Genomic DNA, 16,162 nt, shown 5'->3' with positions numbered 1-16,162 from the left:
GTCTTCTTTCTGCTATATTATATTTATAAAGATGAGCAAGAATTAACGTAACTCGGTAAACTTTTTTCTTCCTTTAGCATAATACTGCCAAACCACAGATTTGTGTTTGTAGTAGTTCGGTTTCTTTAGTGATTCTTTTCTCTTTTTTATGAACCTAAAAAGATGTGCATAAAAACTAAAATGAGCTTTTAAAATAGCAAACAAGTGGTTAGGTTTCCCTTCCAATAAAAATTTAACGCTAGCCAACCCGTCTAAAATTAAACGAGAAAATATAATTGGAAACAATTTAGCAGAAGGTAAGTTTTTAACTAAGTTGAGTAAACTATTCCTAAAATTTAAAAACGTTTTTCTAGGGTTTAAAGTATCCAATGTAGCCCCACCTACATGATACACAGTGGATGACCCTACATATTTTATAATATGTCCACTGTTTTTAGCACGCCAGCACAAATCAATTTCTTCCTGATGTGCAAAAAAATCTTCATCAAAACCGTTGAGTTGATGAAAAACTTCAGAGCGGATAAAAAAACAAGCCCCAGATGCCCAAAATATTTCGGTAGTATCGTTAAACTGTCCGTTATCAGTTTCTAAATCGCTAAACAAACGACCACGACAATATGGATATCCAAAAGCATCAATAAAACCACCAGCAGCACCTGCATATTCAAACTTCGATTTATCTTTAAAATCTAAAATCTTTGGTTGAATAATGGCTGTGTTGGACTCTTTTTTAAAAGTATTGATAATAGGAGTCAACCAATTTTCAGTAACCTCAATATCAGAATTTACCAAACAATAGATATCTGCACCAATATGTTGTAACGCATCGTTATAACCTTTTGCATACCCGCCATTTTCGGTATTCTCTACAATTTTTACAGTAGGAAAATACTGCTTAATAAATTCAACAGAATCATCTGTAGAAGCATTGTCTGCGACATACACTTCAGCTTCTTCTGAACTAAAATTCACGACAGAAGGTAAAAATTGCTCAAGCAATTTTTTCCCATTCCAGTTTAATATGACGATTGCTGTTTTCAAGACGGCAAATTTACAGTTTAAAAATGAAATTCGTGTTAAAAAGCATGAGTCATTCTGTGTTCCATCATTCTGACTGTATGAGAGAAGCCGTAAGGTTCAGCAAAGTTAAATCTTATTAAACAGAGCAACTTCTATTCTAATTCTACAGGTATATACGTTATATTCTCTAAACTAAAATTAAAAGGTTCAGAACTCCCGCCGGTCATTACAATATCAGCACTAGCAATACCAAGTATAGTAATTTTTGTGTTTATTTCAGAGATAACTGCAGAAGAAATAAAACTACCTTCTTCAATTTGAGAGGCAACACCAATGTAAATACTAGGCTCAAATTTAAAAATAGCTTTTTGACCTGGTACAAGATTAGTTTTAGTAGCTAATAATTTACCATTTCTGTAACAGTGAGCACAAATATCGCCATTAGTTAAGTTATTTTGTATTTCTACTTCTTCTGGGTTAGTAGCTGGAGTTGAAGAACTCTGTAAGACATTTCCAGAAGTACTTTTAACCATTTCATAAGCATTTCCATTACAGGCGGTTAATTGAGGTGTGTAGTTTCCGTAAGAATCACTAGCTGCAATTTGAAAGATTATAGGATAGTTGAAAGGATGATTGTCTAATCGACCACAATTTTTAATAACTTTCCATGCAATGGCAATTTCATCAAAGGTATCTGAAATATTTTTCTGGAAAATCACAATACTGCTGTTATTAGCATCATTAGATCTGTTTATAAAGTTTAGTTTAATATCATTACTCATAAAATCAATTTTTTAAGTTTGGTACCTCAGAACATGAATTTAAGAAAATGATAAAAGCAAGGACAAAGGAATGTTATAAGCGTGCTGTTTTGTGTGTTGAAATGTGTGCTGGATGTCATTAAAGGAATTACCATCATTCCAAATGAACACTGAGCGTAGTCAAAGTGGTATGTTAAGTAATCTCTTTGTTAATAGTGAGATAGCAGCATTGTTATTACTCCCCACTATGACGTTTCCGTTACCGTTATTCCGAACGAGGTACGAGGAGGAATCTCACGAGGTGCGTAACCTTTACTCTTCAATAACTAACTTCTCCCAGATGTTTTCCCACCCCTTATTTATAACTCTGTTACGATACGTTGTTAAATCAAAATTAGGAGTAGGTCGTACAATAAGATTAAATACATCATCTAAATCATACGGAGCAATAAAATCTATTTGATTGTTTGTATTTAACTGAACAGCAATTGCTGTAGCTGTTTCAGGCCAGTAAGAAATGGCTTCGTAACAATCTTTATAAGGTAAATGATTGTTTCGAGTATGCATTCTTGCTTGATTTTTCACCGACCAATTTACAGAGGAATTAATAGTTTTGAGTTGTTCTTCAAGAGCTAATTCACGAGCCTTAGAAATGTCGCTTTCATCAAAATAAATAACATCAACATCGTTTAAAGAAGTTCTTTTACTATTGTGTTTATAGTCCCAAATTTTGTTCCTAATAAAACCAGCACCAATCCAACAGTCGGGTAAATGTAGATTCCTAACAGCTTCAAGAATGTTTAGCATCCAAGTATCATTTTTAATAATAGTTATGAGTTCAGTGGTAAAATTTGCTTTCATAAAACTTATTGGTACTTAGGTATATCTTTTAAAAACACATAAGTTTCCTTCTCTTTATCTAGCATACAAAAAAAGTGTTGCAGTCCGTTGGTAACGATGAGGTAATCAGCATCGAGTTTTAAGTTGTAGCGTGCAATCTGATCAAAAGTATCTTGGGTAATTTTTATATGCGGAGCTTTACATTCCACAATAATATTCGGATGCCCGTCAGAAGCAAAAACCACAATATCGGTACGTTTTTTAAGGTTGTTGATAACCAATTGTTTTTCAATAGCAATCAATGAAACAGGATAGTTTCTTTCTTGAATCAACCATTGCACAAAATGCTGACGTACCCATTCCTCGGGAGTTAATACCATATATTTTTTTCTCAAATTATCAAAAATAAGCGTCTTATTTTCGTTACTTTTGAGCTTGAATGTATAGCTAGGAAGGTTGAGCTTTTGCATAACCCAAAAGTAATAAAATTATAAGTTATTTCTTCGTTGTTCAACATGACGAAACATTATTGTCATCTCGAACTGGAGCAACGCGGAATGTGAGAGATCTTAAACATGAGAGTTACTCCGTTGAATGAGATTTCTCAGTCGTAACCTCCTTCGAAATGACATTATAGTAATTGTCATTCCGAACGACGAAGGAGGAGGAATCTCAAGAGGTGTGTTACTCTTATTGTTAAGATTTCTCGTCGCTCATAAAATTGCTCCTTCGAAATGACAAAAGAGTATCATTACAAATGAATACCTCGCTATAACATTTTAAATAATAATACCTAATAGAGGTAATTATTTGAGTTAGTATTAACAAGAACAATAATACTTCCTCTCCTTAGGAGAGGATTGAGGAGAGGCTTTATGAACGAAATTAAATCTATCATATCCGATATTAAAGGAGGCAATATCAAACCCATTTATTTTTTAATGGGGGAAGAACCATATTACATTGATAAAATTTCAGATTACATTGAAGATAATGTGTTAGATGAATCCGAAAAGGGATTCAATCAAGTAGTTATGTACGGTCGTGATGTATCGATAGAAGAAATTGTGTCGTCGGCAAAACGTTTTCCGATGATGGCAGAAAAGCAGGTGATTATTGTTAAAGAAGCGCAAGATTTAAGCCGTACGATTGATAAAATAGAGTCGTATGCTGCCAATCCACAACCGAGTACCGTATTGGTGTTTAATTATAAATACAAAAAGCTCGATAAACGTAAAAAGGCGTACAAAGCCATTGCAAAAAGTGGACTCATTTACGAGAGTAAAAAACTGTATGATAATCAAGTAGCCGATTGGATTCGTCAGGTATTGGGTGGAAAAAAGTTTAACATCGAACCAAAAGCTTCGCAAATGTTGGTGGAGTTTTTAGGAACCGACCTGAGCAAGATTAGCAACGAATTAGATAAACTAACCTCAGTATTGCCTGCGGAAACCATTATTACCGATAAGCATATTGAAGAAAACATCGGAATTTCTAAAGACTTTAACAATTTTGAGTTACGTAAAGCAGTAGGACAGCGAGATGTGGTAAAAGCAAATAGAATTATCAATTATTTTGCGCAAAATCCAAAGAACAACCCGTTGGTAATGACCATTTCCTTACTAAATAGTTTTTTTACACAACTATTACTATACCACGGATTAAAAGACAAATCGAAAGCTTCGGTTGCTAAAAACTTAGGGGTAAACCCATATTTTGTGGACGACTACGTAAACGCAGCCCGTAATTATCCGATGCGAAAAGTATCACAAATTATTGCCTTATTACGTGATGCTGATGTAAAAAGCAAAGGAGTAGGAGCCAACCAAACCCATGCCGATATTTTAAAAGAATTATTGTTTAAGATTTTGCATTAACAGTATTGTGTGCAAACCTTATCATTAAAGAAGTAAAAAATTACGAGAAAAATGTTGTAAAACGATATTTTACAAACAAAATTCTAATAAAGAGACAATTTTAACTTACCCACACACTCACTTTTCATAATCAAGCGTATCAAAACAGACGACTGCTCGAATAAAAGGGCAAAAAAACACGTACTACTTAGTGGCTTTTTAAGTACATAAAATTGTATACACAGGTACAAGTTGCGTACAAATAAAATAGGTTCTTCTTAAAAGACAGTATTTTACGGCAAAAAGCTTAAAAATCAATACACTAATTGTATAATTTTGGAGATATTTTATATCTTTAACTCAAAAAATTGTACCACCCCTAAAATACATCTATGAACATAAAAGCAAAGCTTTTTGTATGTGGTGAGGAACGAGAACTACTTACTACAAACTTAAATTATAATCGCCTTACCGATTGGAACGGTAAACCAACTTCCGCCTTATTGGGAGGAGCTATTTCAGTAACTTTTGAATCTGAAATGTACGATGATACCTTTATTGATTGGATTATAACCGATAGAAAAGGCAATAAAAAAATACGTCATCCTTTTAATCTTTATCAGTTAAGAGACGGTAAAATAATTTTTTACAAAGACGAGTTTGATGGAATAGAACTATTTCAATACAACTTTCAAGATGGTGTACTTATAAACTACCATGAGGTTTTTGATAATCAAAAAGGTATGCAGGTTACGTTAACCATATCACCTGCAATGCAAGACTATCGTTTTTTTTATAATAGTACTGACTGGAGAAGAAAAAGTAGAACTCGTTATATAAAACCATGGCAAGAGAGTTTTATACCGCCTATAGAAGAAACACCTTATAAAGCACAGGAGAATAATGAACCAAAGAAAGAGAAAAAGCCTTTTAAAATAATAGTAGAGGCTGCTAGAAGCCGTGATATAAAAGACGGAATTTTTGGTTTTGATAGCATTCCTAAAGAAACTATAGTAATATCGGGTTATGAAAAATTAAAGAAAGAATACAAACCTCTTTCAGAAAAAATTTTAGATGAAGAGTATATACCAAATTGGATAAGTATAAGAAAAAACCAAACAGTAGAATTAAAACTAGATTGGGATACTAAAAAGAAAGCTAAACAATATCAAAACATAGCTTTTGAAGAACATCCAGACTTTAGTTTTGAACCTAAAAACTTAAAAGGCGTAAAAGAGGTAAAAATTACATGTAAAAACAACAATGCAACCCCAGCGCAAATCCTTATAAAAGCGGATGATAAATTAACCGTTGGTGCTCTTAATATATACTACCCTAAACCCAAAACTATAGACCTAGAGTGGTACTTTGTGGAGATTCAAGGGAATGGGAAAGATAAACGTAACTTGGAAAGAAAAATCAAAAAAGAAGACTTAGAGGCATCTCTAAAAAAAGGATTAAACCCCGCTTTGATTGATGTTACTATTACAAATAATAGCCCTAAGATAGTAGATTTTACTGAATATTCGCAAAAGCTAAAAACACGAGGTTTCTTGAAAACACATCCTGTCGTAGAAGTTGGAAACTATATTGAAAGAAGTAGAAAACACGTTGTTTTACATTACATTGGTGAAACACATAGTAATCGAGATGTAAATAAAATAACAGTGTATTTTATCAATCAAAAGTGTATTAACGAAAAAGATATTAAACCTGATGGTAAATATAAAACATCGGGAGGAATATCACCCACAGGTGATGGAATAGCCTATTTGGTGTTAGACCCTGATGGAAAAATAGCTACAGAGAATATTATACACGAAGTAATGCATGCTTTAGGTCTAAGGCATACCTTTAATGAAGGTAAGGTTGATAAGACTAAAAGGGCTAAACACCAATTTAAAGACAATAAAACTGACAATTATATGGATTATGAAAACAACAAAAAACATACCTATAAGTGGCAGTGGGAGAAATTACACCAATATTCTAAACTAAAATAAGATGCGTTACTTTTTAATATTTTTTACACTTGTTTTATTTGTTAACTGTTCTTCTGTTCCTAAAGAGTATTTGATAAACGATGATACCTGTCATTATAATAATCCTATTTTTAAGATTTCTAAAGAGGAGTTAATAATTGATGAAAAAATTCTTAATCTTTTGCAAAAAGAAAAAAGAAGCATTGTTATAGTTGATGACGATGATTATAAAAACGAATATTGGTATTCTAAAGATGAGATAACAAACAAACAAACAAACAAACAAACAAACATAAATAAATATTTATACTATAATAACAAAGGAAAAATAAATTTTTCAGCTTTCACATATAATAATATTTATACATTAGGTAAAGAAACCAACTATGATAAACAAGGAAATATTACTAAAGTAATAGACTATGAAAAAGGTTATAATATTTGTTGGGCAGAGGCTATAGCAATAGTAAAAAAAATAGCAAAAAAAGAAATTGAAAAATATGAAATAACAGAGTTTTATGCTGTTCATAACAACTTAAATGAATTTCCAGAGGTAAAACCTATTTGGTATATTGGTTTATTAAAAGGAAATGAAAACTACAAGAATGAAGTTAACAAAAAAGGAACGCTTCGATTTCGCATAGACGGAATTACTGGAAAAGTATTAAAAAAATATAGAATTCAAAGTGGGTTTTAGTGTGAGATTCCTTACTCTTTATTATTAAATACACACTTAATAAATGGCAATGGGAAAAATTACACCAATATTCTAAACTACAATAAAAACACAATATGCATATATTATTTCTAAATGCTCTTTTTAAATTCTATAATTCGATGTCTAAAATCTCTTTGTTCAAAATAATGTTCTTGATTCTGTAGGTAGTGGAAAAAACAGACTGTTGTCCAATGTGAAATATTTAGTTATAGACCAATCTGTAAATGTTACTATTTGTGATTCAATAATTAAAACAAAAGATAATTATGGAAGAGTTTTTTTTAAGCCTATAAATAAGAAAAAATCAAATAAATATATTCTTTATCCACGTTCTCGAAATACTGAGCGGGCATTGCTTTATTATAATAAAAAGTATAAAAAAATAATAAATAAGAGAAAACGATTTGCAACTGCGTCTGTTTATGGGTTAAAAAGGGATAAAGATGTTCTAGCTGTTTTTAGCGGAGTAGCTTATTACCCAAGTGGAAAAATCAAATATAAAAACTTACTATTTGAGCTTAAAAGTATACTTATAAGTAAAGACTTAAAAAATGCAATATTACAAATAGAGACTGATTTTGGCAGTGAACAAATTTACTATAAGTATGATAGTAAAAAGGATTTTTGGGTAGCTCAAGTATTTGATGAATGGAGTGAAAATTAAATTTCTAAATCAATAGAAATACTAAATATAAAAGCTTAAAAAACACAAATTACATGGGAGATTTTCACAAAAAAATATTATGGAGATATTAAAATAAAATGAAGTATTTAAATATTATACTCACACTTCTATTAGTTTCGTGTACAACAACTAAAGAAATTACTGTTACAAGTAAAGTGTCTAATAAACATAAAGTTATTGCTTGGTATGATAAAGAGCAGAAAGATATTTGGGCTTTTAGTGTTCCTATATATTTAGAAGTTGAAAATAAAAGTTTTCTAATACCACGTGAGTTCATATCTCATAAATATATTTATGCAGATAAAAACAGTGGTACACATACATTTTTGTATGAGTTAGAAGCAAATGGAAAATTAAAAAAGAAAAAGAACTTCAGTAGAAAAAAAATAACACCTAGTACAAAGAAAAAATACATTATTTATTCTAAACATTTAATAACAAACAAGAAATATTCCGACCAAATATTGCACTCTTATAGAAATAGAGAGTTTAAAAGTGATTCTATAGTACTCGACTTTTTTAATGATTTTAAAAACAAATTACCAGATTTAGCTGAAAATATATTGGTAAAAGATAGTTTGTTCTTAAGCTTTAACAACGAGGATAAAAAAAGTAAACTATCTACAAAAAGAATTAAAGTACCTATTAAATTAACTAATTAATTAATGAAGTTAACTATTTACCTGTTAATTCATAATACTCTTAAAAAGTTTATTAACAGAGTAAGTAATCGTTTTTCTATATATGAATTTTAATATCACGGATTAAAAGATAAATAGAAAGCCTCGGTTGCTAAAAACTTAGGAGTAAAACCATATTTTGTGGACGACTACGTAAAAGCAGCCCGTAATTACCCGATGCGAAAAGTATCACAAATTATTGCCTTATTACGAGATGCTGATGTAAAAAGCAAAGGAGTAGGAGCCAACCAAACCCATGCTGATATTTTAAAAGAATTACTGTTTAAGATTTTGCATTAATAGTGTTGTGTATAACTTTTGTGACTGAAGAAGTAAAAAACTACGAGAAAAATGTTGTAAAACGATATTTTACAAACAAAATTCTAATAAAGAGGCAATTTTAACTTACCCACAGACTCACTTTTCATAATCAAACGTATCAAAACAGACGACTGCTCGAATAAAAGAGCAAAAAAACACGTACTACTTAGTGGCTTTTTAAGTACATAAAATTGTATACACAGGTACAAGTTGCGTACAAATAAAATTGGTTCTTCTTAAAAGACAGTATTTTACGGCAAAAAGCTTAAAAATCAATACACTAATTGTATAATTTTGGAGATATTTTATATCTTTAACTCAAAAAATTGTACCACCCTAAAATACATCTATGAACATAAAAGCAAAGCTTTTTGTATGTGGTGAGGAACGAGAACTACTTACTACAAACTTAAATTATAATCGCCTTACCGATTGGAACGGTAAACCAACTTCCGCCTTATTAGGAGGAGCTATTTCAATAACTTTTGAATCTGAAATGTACGATGATACCTTTGTTGATTGGATTAAATCAGATAGAAGAGGTAATAAAAAAATACGTCATCCTTTTAATCTTTATCAATTAAGAGACGGTAAAATAGTCTTTTACAAAGACGAGTTTGATGGAATAGAACTATTTCAATACAACTTTCAAGATGGCGTACTTGTAAATTATTATGAAACTTTTGATAATCAAAAAGGTATGCAGGTTACCTTAACCATATCACCTGCAATGCAAGATTATCGTTTTTTTAATAATAGTACAGATTGGCGTAGAAAAAGTCCTACTCGTTATATAAAGCCTTGGCAAGAAAGTTTTATACCATCTATAGAAGATACTCCTTATAAAGAGAAAGAAACCAATAAGTCAGAAAAAAACCCTCAAATAATTAGTGGATGGTGGACTAAAAATAAAAATGACAGGTTAAACCTAACAAAAGCCAAATTAGGAGATACAGTTTATTTTCACATAGAAACTAAGGATATAAAAGATGGAGAGCAAATTGATTGTAAGTTATATGATTTAGATAAGTTTTTTTCAGATGACTATTTAAACCCTGACGATGATGAGTTCGATAAGAAAGAAATTCATAAAAAAGCTATTGTAAAAAATAATAAGGCGACTATTGAACTTTTTCTTAACCAAAAATGGGAACAAAATCTTGTAGAAGATAGAGCTTACGATATTGAACTTTATTGGAGAGTTACTTATAAAAAAATAACTAAAAATTTACCTAATAGAGAAAGTATTTACCTTAATGTAGCTTTTACCGATCGAACACTGTTTTTTAAACCTTCTATTGCAGGGAGTAAATTACCACAACTTATTGCTAACGATGGAAGCCCTTTGTTTTTAGCTGAACTTAAAGAAGCTACAACTGATGAAGTTGAGGATGTTGCTAAATCAAAAATTAAAAAGAAAGTTAAAAAGAAAGCTGAAAAACTTGTAAGTAGTGCTGTAGCAGGTTATAATAATGCTATTGAAAGTAAAGTAACTACCATTGCATTGGCGAAATTAGCCAAAGGTACTATGGTAGATACAAATGGTAAAATACATACCAAGTCTAGAAAAATTTACCAATACACCGAAGAAGTATTTAACAAAGAGGTAATTGTAAAAAGAGGTAGACGTTTTAATAACGGTATTGTAAAATCAGCAGCTAACCAAGCACATTATTTTGCAACTAATGGTACTAATGTAGAAATACTTAATACATTACGTATAAGACCACTAATGAGTGCAGAAGGTGCATCTGAAGCATTTAGTAAAATATTTAGTTTGGTTGATTTCTCTATGATGAGCTTAGAAGAAATAACGGATACACCTTTAAACGTACCTGATTTTTTGTTAAAACGTTTTTTACCCAAAACTCCCATAGTAGGTATTAGTTTATGGCTTGAGTTTTTAGGATATGTAGCATTAGTTGAACATGAAAAGCAAGAAGCTATAGTTGACCAAATAATGCAAGAAAAACTTGAAAGAGCAAAAATAAAAGGATTAGATGCTTTAAGAACATTTCTACATGTTTACGAGATGGCATATTTCTTAGAGCCTATTACAAGTAATACTCTATCTAGTATACTTACAGGTAAGTTTAAAACATTAGAAGAGGTAAGAGATTATGATAAAAAGATATTTAGTGATAGAAATGTCATGCTTTTAATTAGAGAGGATAAAAAAAATCCAGTACAAGTAAAAACAATTATTGAATCCATTTTTATTGAATAAATTATGAAATATAAGTTATATATAACGCTAATTCTATTTGTTATTTCTTCTTGCAGTATGCAAAGAAATATTGAAGTAAAGAGTACTACTTCAAAAAGTAATGAAATAATCGGTTGGTATAATCCTAAAAGTAAAAAAATAGATGCGATAAGTTTACCTTTTAATCTATATATTGAGAGTAGTCAACAAGAACTTTTATATACTTATCAATACAAATACAGAAACCCTAAAAAAGGCGCTTCTGTGGAAATTTATTATATAAACAAAGAAAAAAAGATAGAAGTATTAAAAGATTATGAAGAAAGGTCATTTAGCTCTAATAAAAGAAAAAAGTTCTTATTATACACCAGGCATATGATTTACGATACTGAACTGTCGAATAAACTATCGTCAAAATATATTAAAGGTAGAGAAACAAAAGACTCTATTACACTAGGGGTTTTTGAAGATTTTTATAAAAATTACCCAACTTTAACAAAAGACTTAATAAAAGAAGATACTCTATATTTAAGGTTTAAACTTCTGCCACTTAAGGGGAAAAATCAAAAAATAAAAAGAATTAAAGTACCTATTAAGCTTAACTAATCAATGAAGTTAACTGTTTACTTATTTATAATCTTAACAACATTTACTTGTGCCAACCCTAAAAAAGATCTTGTTTTTAATCAAGTTCAGGCTAATGATTATCCAGTAATAATAGGGATGTATAAAAAACGAATTGAAAATAAAATATCATACATAAAACTTCCCAATCAAATTAAAATAAGGAATACATCTTATGTTAATCAGACACTAAGTAAAATTAATTATTACCATTTTAGCCCTCATATAGAAAAAGAAAAATCTCAACTAGGGCTTTATACTATTAAAAACGATTCACTTATATACGCTACTAATCACCAAAAAAGAATTATTTATGGTAAAGACAGTTTAAATTACATCTATTACATAAGATGTCATCTTTTAGATACTACCAATGCTGTCCAGTCACAACTTAAACCTTATGTTGAAAAAATGATAAAGGAAAACAAGGATACTTTGCACATAGGTTCTTTTTCTCAGTTTAAAAACAAACATTATAACTTATTGGAATTGCTGACAAAAAACGATACTATTTCACTGAATTTTATTACAGGTTTAGGAAAAGCTCATAAAATGAAGTATAATCCTACAGGAAGCTCAAAACGTAGTGAAGTTAAGGTTAGACCTACTCGTTATAAAACTGTTTTTTTTCCTGTAGAATGGTAAAAAAGTAAATTATGATAAAAAATATAATCAATATAATGCTGATCTTTTTCAGTAGCATTTTTACTACTTTTCAAATAATCTTATTCATAATTTTAGCAGAAGTACTAATACAAGGTGAGCCTGATAAAAGCAGTAAAGGCTTTTTGTTGTTTTTCTTTTTTATAATTCTATTAACTGCTTTTGGTCTATTAATGAATTTCAAGGGAAGAAAACCACTTGTATATGTTACCTGTGCTGGGTTTTCAACTTTAATTATGGTTTATTTGATTAATTATATCGATGAACACTTTACTTATGGCAATGAGATAACAAATACATTGTTAAACATATTTAAGTTTGGAAAAGCTAATTCAGAACTAAATGTTGCAGAACGTTATTATTATGCTAACTTAGTTATAATCTATCCCTTCACTTTGTTATCATCTTATCTAGCTTTCTATTATTTTTTATTCTACAGCAAAAGAAAAATAGCTAAAAATTAAAACATCAAAGAAACCCATTAAGAATGCAGTTTAGCTTAGTAACATTTATAAGAAAAATAGTTGAAGGTATTTACCTTACATCTTCACATAAGAGTCCCGATAACTATAATAATGCTACCAGATACAACAATAGGTCAAACAAGTCGCTCTTTAAAGATTACTTACACATAAAAGTATCTACAGAAGATGTTAGAATTGAAGGATTCTATTACGACGAAACTATATCTATTGATGTATACGGAAAAGAGTGTAGAGAAAATCCAGACGATTACTTAGATGAAAAGAGTAGTTTTTTAGATGAATTATTTATAAGGTCGCCTGAATATTATAAAAACAAACACGACAGGTTTGAAACTCGTAAAAGGTTTAGGTCGCAAATAACAATTTCTTTAAAAGACAAAAATATAAAACTACAAACATCAGTTTTTATGAATGAAGTAGAAGCCAGAATGAAGCTTTACGAACAAAACGGTATTAATATATATTATAAAAAATGGGAAATGGAAGATATGTATTTAAGTAAAGCTGGAGAAAATATTCTTAAAAAAGATTTTGAAGAATACTTTGTAGACTTAAAGTTTTTAAACCAAAGAAAAGTTGATTTTAGAAGATTAAAAGTTTTATAACACCAAAAACATAGGAATACCCTCATATTTTGTAGACGACTATGTAAACGCTGCTCGTAACTACCCCATGCGAAAAGTATCACAAATTATAGCTTTATTACGTGATGCCGATGTAAAAAGCAAAGGAGTAGGAGCTGTAGGCTTCTCCTTTTTGTAGACTTCCCTAAAAAGGGTAAGCCTACAAGTAAATATAGACAAAACTTTGAGAAAGAACTAAACCCGCATTAACTATGAGCAGGTGTTAGCAGCAGGATTTTTTTATTTAGATGAATTTATTTTCATTATTAATAAAAATAATTCTTTTGGTAATCTTGCTCGATCTAGTGTTGTTCCAAATGAAAAGATTGCAATAGTGCTTATAGATACTAAATATGCTTCTGCTAGATATGAAGCTTTAGAATTTAAAAGAATAAAATCTTCTATTGACATTGTTTCATTTAAACCAGTTTTGTCATTTAAATATGTAACTGTATTACTAGATTTTTCGAACCAAATATTTTGATGTCCAATAGCGTTTCTAATATCTGGTTGTAATAATTCAAATAAATATTGATAACATTGATTCTCAGGTTTTAACTCAATTAATTGGTTAACTTTATTACCATAGTGGTTGTCAAGTGTATTAAACTTGTATGTTTTTCCAATAGAGTAACGATAATTTATAAGAATTACACCAATTAAAACATTAAGAAATTCGTTATATGCTAGAAAATTATTTTTTGTTAATTCCCATATAATTAGAGGATTATTTGTTGATAAAGATTGTTTAGAAGCATGACCAGCTTCTAACATATTAATATATTTATCTTTTATATAAGATTTTCTAGTTCCTTCAATTTTCTTTTGAAAAATTAAAGCAAAACAGTCTGATAATTCGACATCTTTTGAATTATTCTTGAAAAATAGTGTTAAAATAATTTCTATTAATGCATGCGGATATGGTTTAAAAACAGATTCGATTTCTTTTGAATAAAAATCATTAATATTTTTAATAAAAGTTTCTATACCAGTATTGGATATCTCTTTATAAATATTGGCATCTTTTATAGCTTCTTTACCATATAAACCATTTTGAATCTGTTCTCCTAATTGAATCTCTCGTTTATCTATATTTTTTTTCGACATCTTGCTGCTAACTTGTTTATATAGGTGTATAATACATCGTTATACACCCATTCTGGTAGGTTTATAGTTGTATTTATGTTTGTTTATATTTTTACGAACTTAACAATAATAATTTAATTTTCTTACGGAATTCCATAAGCTCAGCTATTTAGATATTAAAAGTAGTTTTACTTGTTATTAACGATCTCTGATACCTTATTTAGAAAATCAAAAACCAAGTTGACACACTTTATTGAATACTTCCCCAACATGGGTCGCTACTATCACGGCGTGCTCCGCAGACACCACGGCACGGGTCGCTGATACCACGGCATGGGTCGCAGATATCACGGCATGGGTCGCTAATACTACGGCACGGGTCGCTAATACTACGGCATGGGTCGCTGATATTACGGCACGGGTCGCTGATACCACGGCATGGGTCGCAGATATCACGGCATGGGTCGCTGACACCACGGCACGGGTCGCTAATACCACGGCATGGGTCGCTGATACCACGGCACGGGTCGCTGATACTACGGCATGGGTCGCTGATATTACGGCACGGGTCGCTAATATCACGGCACGGGTCGCTAACACCACGGCATGGGTCGCTAATACTACGGCAATAGATAAATTAATAACACGCATAAAAAAGCTGACAACGTTGCTAGCCGTAGCCTCAAATCCCAACAGATTTTATAAAAGCTCTCGGTGTAAGCATTAAAAAAAGTCAAGAAAAAGCTATCAACCAATACTTAAAAGTAGAATTTTGTTAGTTGTAGTATGAGTAAGCAGTTGTAATATTATTTTATTTTTTCTATAGCTTTTCTAACTCCCAACATGTCAGGTTGGTGCTTTTTACATTCCTGGACAGCTTCTGGTAGTTTGTCCTCAATAAATTTGTTGTAGTCTTTACAAGATTTAAAAATGTTAAATTCCTTATTTTTAAAATCCCAAACAATACCTTTTCCTTTTATAAGGTCATTAGCAATAGCACCACCAATAGCCCCAAAATTTACAGCAGTTCCCATAGCCCATTGGTTCACTAACTCAGCTTCGGTATATAAGTAATTCTCTCCGCCTATAATAGTCCTGACAAACATGTTATGGTAGTTGGTGTTTTGAGCCCTATCAGTTTTGTTTCTGTTTTTTAAAATAGCTTTAATTTGAAAGTATAAATGCCCTTTATAGGAAATTGCAAAGACGTTTCTCACCTTTTTATTATTATCAGAGTAATAGAAATAACAATCGTGAATAATACTATCCATAACTTTTTTATTAAAGTTTTTCATTACAACAGTTTTTAAAGAACTAGGCTTTTTAGCAATAAAATCTTTTTTAGAAGTATATATCCCTTCAGGGTAATTAGGAGTGTATAAAGAATTAACTTCAGTAGTTGTTTCTGAAAGTAACTTATTGCTGTTTTTAGAGGTATTATTTTGACCAAAAACTATGTTTGAAAGTAGTAAGGCGAAGATTAAGGTCTTTATTTTCATGCTTTTTTTGTTTTAGAGTTTCAAATATAACAAAATCAATAAACTATCTAAGTGAAAGTTTTTCACAAGTTTATACACCATTTTTGCTAATTTCGCCGCTTAAAATATTTTGT

General features: G+C 30.4%; 16 protein-coding genes and 2 pseudogenes. 12 read left to right on the top strand and 6 right to left on the bottom strand.

Annotated elements, in window-relative coordinates:
* Positions 1-42 precede the first annotated feature (42 nt).
* From MK851_RS09180 to MK851_RS09165, 4 genes are all read right to left on the bottom strand, one after another.
* A complete protein-coding gene (locus MK851_RS09180; protein WP_320243347.1) occupies positions 43-1,041 on the bottom strand; it encodes a glycosyltransferase family 2 protein in 999 nt (332 codons plus the stop codon).
* Between the two features lie 131 nt (positions 1,042-1,172).
* Positions 1,173-1,802, bottom strand: coding sequence for a hypothetical protein (locus tag MK851_RS09175; RefSeq protein WP_320243346.1), 630 nt, complete (start codon positions 1,800-1,802; stop codon positions 1,173-1,175).
* A gap of 291 nt (positions 1,803-2,093) precedes the next feature.
* The gene (locus MK851_RS09170) at positions 2,094-2,642 is read right to left on the bottom strand and encodes a nucleotidyltransferase family protein (RefSeq protein WP_320243344.1); all 549 of its coding nucleotides are present in this window, start codon (positions 2,640-2,642) and stop codon (positions 2,094-2,096) included.
* Positions 2,643-2,647: 5 nt separating this feature from the next.
* The gene (locus MK851_RS09165; protein ID WP_303506200.1) at positions 2,648-3,091 is read right to left on the bottom strand and encodes a type I restriction enzyme HsdR N-terminal domain-containing protein; all 444 of its coding nucleotides are present in this window, start codon (positions 3,089-3,091) and stop codon (positions 2,648-2,650) included.
* A 405-nt stretch (positions 3,092-3,496) separates the two neighbouring features.
* Here MK851_RS09165 and holA point away from each other — a divergent pair, with 405 nt between their 5' ends.
* The 12 genes and pseudogenes from holA to MK851_RS09105 form a co-directional block, all read left to right on the top strand.
* The gene (gene holA / locus MK851_RS09160; protein WP_303506202.1) at positions 3,497-4,498 is read left to right on the top strand and encodes a DNA polymerase III subunit delta; all 1,002 of its coding nucleotides are present in this window, start codon (positions 3,497-3,499) and stop codon (positions 4,496-4,498) included.
* A gap of 371 nt (positions 4,499-4,869) precedes the next feature.
* Positions 4,870-6,480, top strand: a complete 1,611-nt coding sequence (tssD, locus tag MK851_RS09155; protein ID WP_320243342.1) for a type VI secretion system tube protein TssD — start codon at positions 4,870-4,872, stop codon at positions 6,478-6,480.
* A 1-nt stretch (position 6,481) separates the two neighbouring features.
* On the top strand, positions 6,482-7,156 hold the full coding sequence (locus tag MK851_RS09150; protein ID WP_320243340.1) for a hypothetical protein: 675 nt from the start codon (positions 6,482-6,484) through the stop codon (positions 7,154-7,156).
* 214 nt (positions 7,157-7,370) lie between these two features.
* A complete protein-coding gene (locus MK851_RS09145) occupies positions 7,371-7,841 on the top strand; it encodes a hypothetical protein (RefSeq protein WP_320243338.1) in 471 nt (156 codons plus the stop codon).
* A 98-nt stretch (positions 7,842-7,939) separates the two neighbouring features.
* The gene (locus MK851_RS09140) at positions 7,940-8,524 is read left to right on the top strand and encodes a hypothetical protein (protein WP_320243336.1); all 585 of its coding nucleotides are present in this window, start codon (positions 7,940-7,942) and stop codon (positions 8,522-8,524) included.
* Positions 8,525-8,617: 93 nt separating this feature from the next.
* Positions 8,618-8,842, top strand: a pseudogene (locus MK851_RS09135) (DNA polymerase III subunit delta); the annotation flags it as partial.
* A 370-nt stretch (positions 8,843-9,212) separates the two neighbouring features.
* The gene (gene tssD / locus MK851_RS09130; protein ID WP_320243334.1) at positions 9,213-11,090 is read left to right on the top strand and encodes a type VI secretion system tube protein TssD; all 1,878 of its coding nucleotides are present in this window, start codon (positions 9,213-9,215) and stop codon (positions 11,088-11,090) included.
* Positions 11,091-11,093: 3 nt separating this feature from the next.
* Entirely contained in the window at positions 11,094-11,675 is a 582-nt protein-coding gene (locus MK851_RS09125; RefSeq protein WP_320243332.1) for a hypothetical protein, read from the top strand.
* A 3-nt stretch (positions 11,676-11,678) separates the two neighbouring features.
* Entirely contained in the window at positions 11,679-12,338 is a 660-nt protein-coding gene (locus MK851_RS09120) for a hypothetical protein (RefSeq protein ID WP_303506215.1), read from the top strand.
* Positions 12,339-12,349: 11 nt separating this feature from the next.
* Positions 12,350-12,820: a hypothetical protein gene (locus MK851_RS09115; protein WP_303506217.1), complete on the top strand. Its 471-nt coding sequence runs from the start codon at positions 12,350-12,352 to the stop codon at positions 12,818-12,820.
* A gap of 23 nt (positions 12,821-12,843) precedes the next feature.
* Positions 12,844-13,446: a hypothetical protein gene (locus MK851_RS09110; RefSeq protein WP_303506219.1), complete on the top strand. Its 603-nt coding sequence runs from the start codon at positions 12,844-12,846 to the stop codon at positions 13,444-13,446.
* 19 nt (positions 13,447-13,465) lie between these two features.
* A pseudogene (locus MK851_RS09105) lies at positions 13,466-13,603 on the top strand (DNA polymerase III subunit delta); the annotation flags it as partial.
* Positions 13,604-13,704: 101 nt separating this feature from the next.
* On the opposite strand, the gene MK851_RS09100 reads toward MK851_RS09105, so the two are convergent.
* Together MK851_RS09100 and MK851_RS09095 are read right to left on the bottom strand one after the other, a co-directional pair.
* A complete protein-coding gene (locus tag MK851_RS09100) occupies positions 13,705-14,571 on the bottom strand; it encodes a hypothetical protein (protein ID WP_320243329.1) in 867 nt (288 codons plus the stop codon).
* A 785-nt stretch (positions 14,572-15,356) separates the two neighbouring features.
* Positions 15,357-16,049 carry a hypothetical protein gene (locus MK851_RS09095; protein WP_303506225.1) on the bottom strand — a complete coding sequence of 231 codons (693 nt, stop codon included), beginning with the start codon at positions 16,047-16,049 and terminating at the stop codon, positions 15,357-15,359.
* Positions 16,050-16,162 lie beyond the last annotated feature (113 nt).

The organism is Tenacibaculum sp. 1B UA, from assembly GCF_033978845.1.
In the GTDB taxonomy this organism is placed as follows: Bacteria; Bacteroidota; Bacteroidia; order Flavobacteriales; family Flavobacteriaceae; genus Polaribacter.
This window is presented reverse-complemented; position numbering and strand designations above follow the sequence as displayed.